Source organism: Micromonospora sp. NPDC023633 (assembly GCF_040640035.1).
In the GTDB taxonomy this organism is placed as follows: Bacteria; Actinomycetota; Actinomycetes; order Mycobacteriales; family Micromonosporaceae; genus Micromonospora.
Genome location: NZ_JBFABB010000172.1, coordinates 1 through 11,186, shown reverse-complemented (window position 1 = coordinate 11,186; position 11,186 = coordinate 1). Strand labels below are relative to the sequence as shown.

General features: G+C 74.1%; 9 protein-coding genes and 1 pseudogene. 5 read left to right on the top strand and 5 right to left on the bottom strand.

Going from position 1 to position 11,186, the window contains the following annotated elements:
• Window positions 1-105 precede the first annotated feature (105 nt).
• The gene (locus tag AB0G13_RS31655) at window positions 106-600 is read right to left on the bottom strand and encodes a glutathione peroxidase (protein WP_357882372.1); all 495 of its coding nucleotides are present in this window, start codon (window positions 598-600) and stop codon (window positions 106-108) included.
• Between the two features lie 180 nt (window positions 601-780).
• Between AB0G13_RS31655 and AB0G13_RS31650 the strand changes: the two genes are divergently transcribed.
• The 4 genes from AB0G13_RS31650 to AB0G13_RS31635 all read left to right on the top strand — a co-directional run bounded on the left by AB0G13_RS31650 (window position 781) and on the right by AB0G13_RS31635 (window position 5,707).
• Window positions 781-2,406 carry a glycosyl hydrolase family 18 protein gene (locus AB0G13_RS31650; protein WP_357882369.1) on the top strand — a complete coding sequence of 542 codons (1,626 nt, stop codon included), beginning with the start codon at window positions 781-783 and terminating at the stop codon, window positions 2,404-2,406.
• Between the two features lie 242 nt (window positions 2,407-2,648).
• Window positions 2,649-3,131 carry a hypothetical protein gene (locus AB0G13_RS31645; protein ID WP_357882366.1) on the top strand — a complete coding sequence of 161 codons (483 nt, stop codon included), beginning with the start codon at window positions 2,649-2,651 and terminating at the stop codon, window positions 3,129-3,131.
• A gap of 87 nt (window positions 3,132-3,218) precedes the next feature.
• On the top strand, window positions 3,219-4,625 hold the full coding sequence (locus tag AB0G13_RS31640; RefSeq protein ID WP_357882364.1) for a class II 3-deoxy-7-phosphoheptulonate synthase: 1,407 nt from the start codon (window positions 3,219-3,221) through the stop codon (window positions 4,623-4,625).
• 50 nt (window positions 4,626-4,675) lie between these two features.
• The gene (locus tag AB0G13_RS31635; protein WP_357882361.1) at window positions 4,676-5,707 is read left to right on the top strand and encodes a GntG family PLP-dependent aldolase; all 1,032 of its coding nucleotides are present in this window, start codon (window positions 4,676-4,678) and stop codon (window positions 5,705-5,707) included.
• Window positions 5,708-5,838: 131 nt separating this feature from the next.
• Here AB0G13_RS31635 and AB0G13_RS31630 read toward each other — a convergent pair whose 3' ends face one another.
• Both AB0G13_RS31630 and pknB read right to left on the bottom strand, forming a co-directional pair.
• Window positions 5,839-6,702: a deoxyribonuclease IV gene (locus tag AB0G13_RS31630; protein WP_357882358.1), complete on the bottom strand. Its 864-nt coding sequence runs from the start codon at window positions 6,700-6,702 to the stop codon at window positions 5,839-5,841.
• A 2-nt stretch (window positions 6,703-6,704) separates the two neighbouring features.
• Window positions 6,705-8,693 (bottom strand): Stk1 family PASTA domain-containing Ser/Thr kinase, encoded by a 1,989-nt coding sequence (pknB, locus tag AB0G13_RS31625; RefSeq protein ID WP_357882355.1) that lies wholly within the window; start codon window positions 8,691-8,693, stop codon window positions 6,705-6,707.
• A 194-nt stretch (window positions 8,694-8,887) separates the two neighbouring features.
• Here pknB and AB0G13_RS31620 point away from each other — a divergent pair, with 194 nt between their 5' ends.
• A complete protein-coding gene (locus AB0G13_RS31620; RefSeq protein ID WP_357882375.1) occupies window positions 8,888-9,250 on the top strand; it encodes an Rv2175c family DNA-binding protein in 363 nt (120 codons plus the stop codon).
• A 102-nt stretch (window positions 9,251-9,352) separates the two neighbouring features.
• Here the strand turns inward: AB0G13_RS31620 and AB0G13_RS31615 are convergent, their stop codons facing one another.
• Window positions 9,353-10,435 (bottom strand): polyprenyl synthetase family protein, encoded by a 1,083-nt coding sequence (locus AB0G13_RS31615; RefSeq protein WP_357882352.1) that lies wholly within the window; start codon window positions 10,433-10,435, stop codon window positions 9,353-9,355.
• 9 nt (window positions 10,436-10,444) lie between these two features.
• Window positions 10,445-11,186 (bottom strand): annotated as a pseudogene (locus tag AB0G13_RS31610) (hypothetical protein); the annotation flags it as partial.

The window sequence follows — 11,186 nt, the reverse complement described above, 5'->3', positions numbered from 1 at the left end:
GCGGAATCTCATACGGAGTGCCAGCCATTGCCGGCCAGGGCGACCCAGTGCGCCGGGCCCAGGCGATCGTGACCACACCCGAGGCGCGGGGCGGGCTCGGGCTGCTCAGGCCGCCGGCGGCAGCACCTTCTCGATCGCGGCGCGCAGGTCGGCCGAGCCGGGCTCGACGGTGGGCGCGAACCGGGCGGCCACCGTGCCGTCCGGGGCGACGAGGAACTTCTCGAAGTTCCACCGCACGTCGCCGGTGTGGCCCTCGGCGTCGGCGGTCCCCACCAGCGCCGCGTAGAGCGGGTGGCGGTCCGGGCCGTTCACGTCGACCTTCTCGGTCAGCGGGAAGCTCACCCCGTAGTTGACCTGGCAGAAGTCGCTGATCTCGGCGGCGCTGCCCGGCTCCTGGCCGGCGAACTGGTTGCAGGGCACGCCGAGCACCACCAGGCCGCGGTCGGCGTACTCGTCGTGCAGCGCCTGGAGGCCGGCGTACTGGGGGGTGAGGCCGCAGCGCGAGGCGACGTTGACCACCAGCAGCGCGCGTCCGCGGTACTGCGCGAGGTCGGCCGGGCCGCCGGCCAGGGCGTCGATCCGGATGTCGAAGACGGTCATGGGCCGAGGCTACGCGTCGTCGCCGGGCCGTCGCCGACCGCCATCCGGAGGGGCGTCCGGCAGGGCTGGGCGCGCTCCCAATGTAAATCGATACATGCACATCTTGACGAAGCGATGACGGCGTGAGTAGCGTCTCACCATCAATCTGGAAAGTTTCCTAACTGTTTAGGGAGACGCCGCATGAAGAGATCGCTCCGCCGGGCCCTCTGGGTCGGCGCCGTGATGGCGGTGACCGCCGCCACGGTCCCGATGGCCAGTGCGTTCGGCGCCGGCAGCGTGACCGCCGGATTCGCCAAGGCGCAGGACTGGGGGACCGGTCACGAGACGCGGGTGACCATCACCAACGGGACGAGTGCCCCGGTGAGCACCTGGCGCATCGAGTTCGACCTGCCGTCGGGCACCAGCATCAGCAGCTCCTGGGACGCCGACGTCACGCGCACCGGCGACCACTACGTCGCGGTCAAGAAGAGCTGGGCCGGCCCGATCGCGGCGGGCGCCGCGTTCAGCTGGGGCTACAACGGCACCGGCGCGTACAAGGCGCCGCTGAACTGCACGATCAACGGCGCGCCGTGCGGCGGCGGCACCCCGCCGCCCACCACCGCACCGCCCACCACCACCCCGCCGACCACGGCGCCGCCCACCACCCCGCCGCCGACCACGCCCCCGCCCACCACCCCGCCGCCGGGCCCGGGTGGCAAGAAGGTCGTCGGCTACTTCGCGCAGTGGGGCGTCTACGCCCGCAACTACCACGTGAAGAACATCCACACCAGCGGCTCGGCCGCCAAGCTGACCCACATCCTGTACGCCTTCGGCAACACCACCGGTGGCCGCTGCACCATCGGTGACAGCTACGCCGACTACGAGAAGGCCTACACGGCGGCGGACAGCGTCGACGGCGTCGCCGACACCTGGGACCAGCCGCTGCGCGGCAGCTTCAACCAGCTGCGCAAGCTCAAGAAGATGTACCCGAACCTGAAGGTGATCTGGTCCTTCGGCGGCTGGACCTGGTCCGGCGGCTTCACCCAGGCCGCGCAGAACCCGGCCGCGTTCGCCGAGAGCTGCCACAACCTGGTCGAGGACCCGCGCTGGGCGGACGTCTTCGACGGCATCGACGTCGACTGGGAGTACCCGAACGCCTGCGGGCTCACCTGCGACAGCAGCGGCCCGAACGCCTTCAAGAACGTGGTAAGCGCGCTGCGCTCGAAGTTCGGCTCGTCGGCGCTGGTCACCGCCGCGATCACGGCGGACGGCAGCAACGGCGGCAAGATCGACGCCACCGACTACGCCGGCGCCGCGCCGCACCTCAACTGGATCATGCCGATGACGTACGACTACTTCGGCGCCTTCAACGCGCAGGGCCCCACCGCCCCGCACTCCCCGCTCACCTCGTACGCCGGCATCCCGCAGCAGGGCTTCTGGTCCGACGCGGCGATCCAGAAGCTCAAGAGCAAGGGCATCCCGTCCGACAAGCTGCTGCTCGGCATCGGCTTCTACGGTCGGGGCTGGACCGGGGTGACCCAGACGGCGCCCGGCGGCACCGCCACCGGCCCCGCCCCGGGCACCTACGAGCAGGGCATCGAGGACTACAAGGTCCTCAAGAACACCTGCCCGGCCACCGGCACGATCGCCGGTACGGCGTACGCCAAGTGCGGCAGCAACTGGTGGAGCTACGACACCCCCTCCACGATCAACGGCAAGATGACGTACGCGAAGAACCAGGGCCTCGGTGGCGCCTTCTTCTGGGAGCTCTCCGGTGACACCAGCAACGGCGAGCTGATCGGCGCCATCAAGGGCGGTCTCGGCTGAGCCGAGCGCCGACGCACCACCCACACGGCGGGGAGGGACCATGCACCGGTCCCTCCCCGTCGGCCGTGCCCGCTCGGCGCGGGATGCGTCCGGCGTCGACCCGGCCGGGCGCTGGTGGCGTCCGGGCACGGGCACGTCGCGCGCGGACCGCCGGGTTCGGGCGCGGCGGCGTCCGGGGACATGTGTCGATGTGACAGACTCGCCGCTCAACGGGCTCGATGTCCACGGCGACGGAGGTGGCGATGCGCGCGACGCGCGGGAGGCTGGCGGCGGGCGCCGCGCTGCTCGGGACCCTGCCCCTCGCCCTGCTCGGCTGCGGTATCGGCGAGGAGGAGGACCCGGCGACCAGACCCGGGCGGGCCCCGGCCGAGGAGGCCACCACGAAGTCGCGGGAGCGGGTGCAGGCCTACCTCGACGCGATGACCGCCAAGGACGTCGCGGCCGGGCGCAGCCAGCTCTGCGCCGCCCTCCAGGAGAGCTTCGACGCCGCCGCGACCGGCCCCAACGGCGACTTCGCCGACCACTTCACGGTGCCCCAGGTCGAGATCACCGACATCCGCCCCGGTCCCCGGGGCCAGGAGGTGAGCACCTCGATCTCGGTCACCGCCGGCTCCCGCACGATCACCCGGCCGCTGCTGTTCACGGTCACCCGCGACGGCGCCGACTGGTGCATCGCGGCCGAGGCGCCGGGCGGCAACACCCCGGCCCCTGCCGCCACCGCCTGACCTGCGCCTGGGTGAATCCGCTCTCACCTGCCGGAACCATCCCCCTCGCCGGTCGGTCGCCGGGCCGGTCGCCGTACGCTTCCTGTCATGCGCCATGAGTGGCATCAGCTGAGCCATCCCGCGGTGGGCAGCCCTGGGCTGCAGACCAGCCGTCCGACCGTCGACTCCGCCGAGGACGCGGCCCTCGGCCTCGACCGCTGGCGGGAGCTGCCGCGCGCGCAGACCCCGCCCTGGCCGGATCCGGCGGGCGTCGCCGAGGTGTGCAAGGTGCTCGACACCGTGCCCTCGGTGGTGGCGCCCTACGAGGTCGACCAGCTGCGGCAGCGGCTGGCGCTGGTGTGCGAGGGCAAGGCGTTCCTGCTCCAGGGCGGCGACTGCGCGGAGACCTTCGTCGACAACACCGAGAGCCACCTGCTGGCCAACGCCCGCACCCTGCTCCAGATGGCGATCGTGCTCACCTACGGCGCCTCGCTGCCGGTGGTCAAGGTGGCCCGGGTCGCCGGGCAGTACACCAAGCCCCGGTCGCTGCCGACCGACGCGCGCGGCCTGCCCGCCTACCGCGGCGACATGATCAACTCGCTGGAGGCGACGCCGGAGGCGCGGGCCGCCGACCCGCAGCGCATGATCCGGGCGTACGCGAACTCGGCCGCCGCGATGAACATGCTCCGCGCGTACCTGGCCGGCGGGCTGGCCGACCTGCACGCGGTGCACGACTGGAACAAGGGCTTCGTCAAGAACTCCCCGGCCGGTGAGCGCTACGAGGCGATCGCCCGGGAGATCGACCGGGCGCTGGCCTTCATCCGGGCCTGCGGGATGACCGACGACGAGGCGCTGCGCACCGTCACCCTCTACTGCTCGCACGAGGCCCTCGCCCTGGAGTACGACCGGGCGCTGACCCGGGTCTCCGACCGCCGGGCGTACGGCCTGTCCGGGCACTTCCTGTGGATCGGCGAGCGCACCCGGCAGATCGACGGGGCGCACGTCGACTTCATCTCCCGCATCGCCAACCCGATCGGCGTGAAGCTGGGCCCGACGACGACCCCGGACGAGGCGATCGAGCTCTGCGAGAAGCTCAACCCGGAGAACGTCCCCGGCCGGCTCACCCTGATCAGCCGGATGGGCAACCACCGGGTCCGCGACGCCCTGCCGCCGATCGTGGCGAAGGTGACCGCCGCCGGCGCCAAGGTGGTCTGGCAGTGCGACCCGATGCACGGCAACACGCACGAGTCGTCCAACGGCTACAAGACCCGGCACTTCGACCGCATCGTCGACGAGGTGCTCGGCTACTTCGAGGTGCACCGGGGCCTGGAGACCCACCCCGGCGGCCTGCACGTGGAGCTGACCGGCGAGGACGTCACCGAGTGCCTCGGCGGCGCCCAGGGCATCGAGGACCTCGACCTGCCCGGCCGGTACGAGACCGCCTGCGACCCGCGACTGAACACCCAGCAGTCGCTGGAGCTGGCTTTCCTCGTGGCGGAGATGCTCCGTGGCTGACGCGAGGAGTGAGCTTGCGAGCCCCGCAGTCGGCGGCCGAAGGGACGACAGTGGCTGACTCACCCGTCGATCTACGCTCCGACACCGTCACCCGGCCGACCGCCGGGATGCGGGAGGCGATGGCCGCCGCCGAGGTCGGCGACGACGTCTACGGCGAGGACCCGACCGTCAACGCGCTGGAGGCGGAGGTCGCCGCGCTGTTCGGGCACGAGGCGGCGCTGTTCGCCCCGAGCGGGTCGATGGCCAACCAGATCGCCCTGCAACTGGTGGTGCCGCCGGGCGACGAACTGCTCTGCGACGCCGACGCGCACGTGGTGACGTACGAGATCGGGGCCGCCGCGGCGTACGGCGGCATCTCCTCGCGGACCTGGCCGGCGGTCGGCGCGGACGTCGACCCGGACGCGGTCGCCGCCATGGTCCGCCCGGACGGCTACTGGGCGGTGCCCACCCGGGCGATCGCCGTCGAGCAGACCCACAACCGGGGCGGCGGCGGGGTCATCCCGCTGGCGACCCTGCGCGAGCTGCGCCGGGTCGCCGACGACGCGCAGGCCGCGCTGCACTGCGACGGCGCCCGGATCTGGCACGCGCACGTCGCCGACGGCGTGCCGCTGGCCGACTACGGCGCCCTCTTCGACACCCTCTCGGTCTGCCTCTCCAAGGGGCTCGGCGCGCCGGTCGGCTCGCTGGTCGTCGGCAGCGCCGACAAGATCGAGCGGGCCCGGTTCGTCCGCAAGCGGATGGGCGGCGGTATGCGGCAGGCCGGCATCCTGGCCGCCGCCGGCCGGTACGCGCTGGCGCACCACGTCGACCGGCTCGCCGCCGACCACGCCCGGGCGGCCCGGCTCGCCGAGGCGATCGCCCCGTTCGGGGTGCTGGCCACGACCGTCCGGACCAACCTGGTGCCGTTGGACCTGAGCAAGGCGCCGCTGGACGCGCACTCCCTGGCCGCCGCCGCCCGCGCCGAGGGCGTCCTGGTCTCGGTGCTCGGCCCCCGCACGGCCCGACTGGTCACCCACATGGACGTCGACGACGCCGGCATCGACCGCGCCGTCGAGGTCCTCACCCGCATCCTGCGGGGCTGACCGCCCCGTCGGCGGGCCCGCGTCACGACCCGCCGGTCGAGGGGGCGTCGAGGTCGCCTGGGACTCGCTGGCGGAGGCCGGCCCGCGGCTCGCCGGCGGCGTGCCCGCGTCGGTCCCCGACGGGCGACCTCTCAGGGGTGCAGGCGTTTGAGGGTGGCGATGTCGACGGCGTGGCCGACGTGCTTCTCCGTGGGGGTCTCCACCACGACCGGGACGCCGGCGGTGGCCGGATGCGCCATCAGCTCGGCGAACGCCGGCTCGCCGATGCTGCCCTTGCCGATGTTCTCGTGCCGGTCCCGGGTGGAGCCGCAGAGGTCCTTCGAGTCGTTCGCGTGCACCAGCCGCAGCCGGTCGGCCCCGACCGTCGCCACGAGCGTGTCCAGCGTCGCGGTCATGCCGCCCTCGACGGCCAGGTCGTGCCCCGCGGACCAGGCGTGGCACGTGTCGAAGCAGACCCCGAGCCAGGGGTGCCGGTCCACCGCGTCGAGATAGGGCCCGAGCTGCTCCAGCCGGGAGGCGAGCGAGCGACCCCCGCCCGCGCTCGGCTCGACCAGCAGCCGCGGGCCGTCCACCGCCGCAGCCTCGTCGAGCAGCGGTAGCAGCGTCTCGCGTACCTGCCGCATCGCGGCCTCGGCGTGCCCCTCGTCGACCGAGCTGCCGGCGTGGAAGACCACGCCCCTGGCGCCGATCTCCCGGCCCCGGCGCAGCGCGTGGGCGAGCGTCTCCGCCGAACGCTCGACCGTGTTCGCGGTGGGGGAGCCGAGGTTGACCAGCAGCGACGCGTGAATGAAGACAGGGATGCCCCGCTCGTCGCAGCCGTCGCGGAACGACACGTCCTGGGCCGGGTCGCCGGGCGGCAGCGCCCAGCCCCGCGAGTTGGACACGTAGACCTGCACGACCTGCGAGCCGGCCGCGTCGGCGTACGGCAGGGCGGCTCTCGCCAGGCCGCCCGAGGTGGGCGTGTGCGAGCCGACCGGCCGGTGTTGCACCGGCATCACTACATGCACCCGAGGGTGACCGGGGTGCCCGGCGGCACCTGCGTGTTCTCCGGCGGGTTCTGGAAGCGGGTGATGCCGTTCGGGTTGAACTGGATCGCCACCGGGAAGCCCTGGCTCTCGAGCAGCTGCTTGGCCTGCTGACAGGGCAGGTCGATGACCCGGGGCACGGCGACCAGCGGCGGGCCCTTGCTGAGTTCCAGCTTGACCTTCGCGCCCCGCTCCACCCCGGTGCCGTCCGCCGGGCTCTGCCCGAGGATCTCGTCCCTGGGCTTGTCGGAGTCCTTGTAGGTGGGCGGCTCCACCAGCACCAGGCCCAGCTGGGCGAGGATCGTCCGGGCCTCGCCCAGGCTCTTGCCGACCAGGTTCGGCACCGAGATCGGGGCCTTGCCCTTGCTCAGGACGACCGTGACCTTGTCGCCCGGCTTCACCTCGGTGCCGACCTTCGGGTCGGTGTCCATCACGACGCCCGCGGGCAGGTTGTCGTCGTAGCGGGCGGCGCCCTTCGCCACCACCAGCTTCGCGTCGAGCAGGTCCGCCTCGGCGAGCTCGAACTCCTTGCCCACCACGTCGGGCACCGGGAACCGCTCCGGGCCCAGCGAGAGGGTCAGCGTGATCGTGCCGCCCTTGACGATCCGGGTGGTGGAGACCGGGTCCTGCGCCAGGACGGCGTCCTTCGGGACCTTCTCGTCGTAGCGCGGCTCGGCGTAGCTGAGGACGACCCCGGCGCGGGCGGCCTGCGCCTCCGCGTCGGCCTTGGTCATGGCCACCAGCTGCGGCGCCTCCGTGTAGCGCCCGGCCGCGAGCCACCAGCCGCCGACGGCGGCCACCAGGACCAGCACCACCACGGCGGCGATGACCGCCGTGCGGCCCCGCGGGTCGCCCATGACCCGGGTGCGCAGCGCGGACAGCCGCGACCACAGGCTCTCGCCCTCCTCGGGCTCGGCCCGGCGACGGCCGCCCCGGGGGCCGCCGCCCTCGGGCAGCCGGGCCCAGGCGGGCCGCTCGGCCGGCCGGACCGCCGCGACCATCATGGTCGGCCCGGCCATCGGCTCGTCGGACACCCGGCGCAACACGGCGGTACGCGTGTTCGCGTCGCCCAGGTCGTCGCGGACCGCCTGCACCTCGGCCAGCAGCGCGCCGGCGTCGGTCGGACGGGCGCCCGGCTCACGCCGGGTGGCCCGGGCGACCAGCTCGTCGAGCGCCTTGGGCAGGCCGGGCACCAGGGTCGACGGCGCCGGGACGTCCTTGTCGACGTGCTGCCAGGCGACGTCGACCGGGCGGTCCCCGTCGTAGGGCACCCGGCCGGTGAGCATCTCGAACAGCACGATGCCGGCGGAGTAGACGTCGGTGCGGGGGTCGGCGTGCCCCTCGGTGACCAGTTCCGGGGCCACGTACGCGACCGTGGCCATCAACTGGTTGCCGTTCTCGTCGTCGGCGCTCGCCTCGACCGCCCGGGCCAGCCCGAAGTCGGCGACCTTGACCACGCTGTCGACCAGGTTGGCCGGGCCGCCGGTGGGGGCCTCGGCGACCAGCACGTTCTCCGGCTTCACGTCGCGGTGCACCAGCCCCGCCCGGTGCGCGGCGGCGATCGCGGCGAGCATCTGCTCGGCGATGGCCAGCGCCTCGTCGGGGTTGAGCCGGCGCCGCTCGGCGAGCACGTCACGCAGGGTGCGACCGCGGACGTACTCCATCACGAGGTAGGGCAGGCCGGAGTGGGTGCCCTGGTCGTAGACCGCGACGACGTTGGGGTGGGTCAGCCGGGCGATGGTCTTCGCCTCGTCGGTGAACCGCTCCACGAAGCCCGCGACCCGCGCCTGCGGATCGGGGGCCTGGGACGGGTGAATGATCTTGAGCGCGACGGTGCGCTCGAGGCGCTCGTCGGTGGCGGTGTACACGGTCGCCATGCCGCCACGGGCCACGCGACCGCGAATGCGGTAGCGCCCGTCGATCAGCGAGCCCAGCAACGTGTCGGCGACCTGTGTGTCCATCGGCAGGGAGTCTATGTGTCCAGGGGGTGAAGGTTGAACAGGATGCTACAGATGGGGTGCGACCACGATTGTCCCGCCGCGCTCGCCTGCCCCGCCGGCCCTGCTCAGCCGGCTCGTCGGGGTGCCGTTGGCCCCGGCCGGGAGGGACATGGCAGGGTGGTCCGGTGACCGACTCAGTACCCGCCGACCGGGCCGTGCCCGGCCCCGAATCCGCCGGCCCCGCCGATGCCGCCGACTGGCTGACCCTGCCGGACGTGGCCGAGCGCCTCGACGTGTCGATCAGCAAGGTGCACCAGATGATCCGGGACCGGGAGCTGATCGCGGTACGCCGCGACGGCGTCCGCCGGATGCCGGCCGACCTGGTGGCCAACCAGACGGTGCTCAAGCACCTGCCCGGCGTGCTCAACCTGCTGGCCGACGGGGGCTACGACGACGAGGCCGCGCTGCGCTGGCTCTACGAGCCGGACGACACCCTGCCGGGCGGCACCCCCGCGAAGGCGCTCGCCGGCGACCAGGCCCGCGAGGTGAAGCGCCGGGCCCAGGCCCTGGGCTTCTGACCCTCGCCCCGCACGTCCCTCGCGATCCTGCACCTGTCGCCCCGACGCGTGGGCGACGAGTGCAGGATCGCGCGGGCGTGCGCGTGGGCGTGCGGGGCCGGATCAGTCGGCGCGGCGGGTGGCGGCGATGGCCAGGTCGACCAGGGCCTGCCGGGCCTCGGTGTCCAGGTCGACGGCGGCCAGCGCGGCCAGCGCGGTGTCGGTGAGCATCCCGATCCGCTGCTCCGTACGCGCCAGCGCCCCGCTGCCGTCGATCAGCTCGCGCAGCCGGGCGACCCCGGCCTCGTCCAGACCCGGGTCGCCGAGCCCGCCGAGCAGCAGCTCCCGGCCCGCCCCGTCGGTCGTCTCCAGGGCCGCCGCCACCAGGTAGGTCCGCTTGCCCTCGCGGAGGTCGTCACCGGCCGGCTTGCCGGTCTGGGCGGGATCGCCGAAGACCCCCAGCACGTCGTCGCGGAGCTGGAACGCCTCGCCCAGCGGCAGCCCGTACGCGGAGTACGCCGCCCGGACCTCCGCCGACGCGTCGGCCAGCGCGGCTCCGAGCAGCAGCGGCCGTTCGACCGTGTACTTCGCCGACTTGTAGCGGGCGACCTTGCCGGCCCGCTCCACCGAGGTGTCCCCGGTGACCTGGGTCAGCACGTCGAGGTACTGGCCGACGGTGACCTCGGTGCGCATGGCGTCGAAGACCGGCCGGGCCCGGGCCACCGTGTGCGGGTCCAGCCCGGCGGAGTGCAGCAGCTCGTCCGACCAGACCAGGGACAGGTCGCCCAGCAGGATCGCCGCGGCGTCGCCGAAGCCGTCCGCGTCGCCGCCCCAGCCGGCCGCCCGGTGCCGGGCCGCGAACCGCCGGTGCACCGCCGGCTCGCCGCGCCGGGTGTCGGACCGGTCCATCAGGTCGTCGTGGATCAGCGCGCTGGCCTGCACGAACTCCAACGCGGCCAGGGCGGTGACCACCTGGTCGGTGTCCACCCCGCCGGCTCCCCGGAACCCCCAGTAGGCGAACGCCGGCCGCAGTCGCTTGCCGCCGCCGAGGACGAACGCCTCGATCGCCTCGGCGAGCGGAGCCAGGGCGTCGTCGACCCCGGCCATCCAGGCGCGCTGGCTGGCGAGGAACTCGGTCAGGGCCTTGTCGATCCGTTGACGCAGCCCGGCGCGGTCGACGGGGGAAACAGGAGCAGCGTGGGTCACGCCACGACGCTAGCCGGTCGGGGCGGGCCCCGTCGCGCCACCGGGGGGCCGACGCGCCGCACGCCCCGCGGGAGCCCGCCGGCCGGCCGGCCCAGGTGGCGGCCCCGAACGGGGCAGGTACGGAGCGGCCGCCGCGGCGAGCGCCCGGTACCGCCGTACCGCCGGCTCGTCGCCGTGCCCGGCCAGCCGCCGGCGTACCTCGGCCAGTTGGCCCAGTGCGCGGGGCGACCCGGCGCGGACCGCGTCGAGCAGCGCCTCACCGGCCACCGCGCAGGCCCGCTCCACCTCGCCGAGTTGCAGGTAGCCCCGGGCCAGCCAGCCGCCGTAGATCGCGGCGGTGCGGGGGCCGCGCCGCCGGACGGCGTGCAGCGGCGCCTCGGCCGGAAGCGGTCGGCCCAGCGCGACCAGCGTGCGTCCGGTCATCGCGGCCAACTCCGGCCCGTCGAGCCAGTAGAGCCACGGCGGCTCCCGGCCCGGCTCCGGCGCCTCGGTCATCCGGCAGGCCGCGTCGAGCGCCTGTCGGGCCGCCCCCGCCCGGCCGCCCAGCGCCGCGGCCAGGGCCACCCGGTGCAGCAGCAGGGCGCGCAGGCCGGGGCTGGCCGACCGCCGTGCCCCGGCGTACGCGGTGCGGGCCAGCACCAGCCCGCCCTGCGGGTCGCCGATCCCGGGCGTCCCCGTCGGCCGTGCGCCAACGACCTCGCGTACGCGATCTTCACCTCCGGGTCCACGGGCCAGCCGAAGGGGGTGGCGG

Bases quoted from the DNA above. Each gene is read 5' to 3' on its own strand.
- AB0G13_RS31655 (WP_357882372.1), bottom strand. From the start codon at position 600: ATGACCGTCTTCGACATCCGGATCGACGCCCTGGCCGGCGGCCCGGCC.
- AB0G13_RS31650 (WP_357882369.1), top strand. From the start codon at position 781: ATGAAGAGATCGCTCCGCCGGGCCCTCTGGGTCGGCGCCGTGATGGCG.
- AB0G13_RS31645 (WP_357882366.1), top strand. From the start codon at position 2,649: ATGCGCGCGACGCGCGGGAGGCTGGCGGCGGGCGCCGCGCTGCTCGGG.
- AB0G13_RS31640 (WP_357882364.1), top strand. From the start codon at position 3,219: ATGCGCCATGAGTGGCATCAGCTGAGCCATCCCGCGGTGGGCAGCCCT.
- AB0G13_RS31630 (WP_357882358.1), bottom strand. From the start codon at position 6,702: ATGCCGGTGCAACACCGGCCGGTCGGCTCGCACACGCCCACCTCGGGC.
- pknB (WP_357882355.1), bottom strand. From the start codon at position 8,693: ATGGACACACAGGTCGCCGACACGTTGCTGGGCTCGCTGATCGACGGG.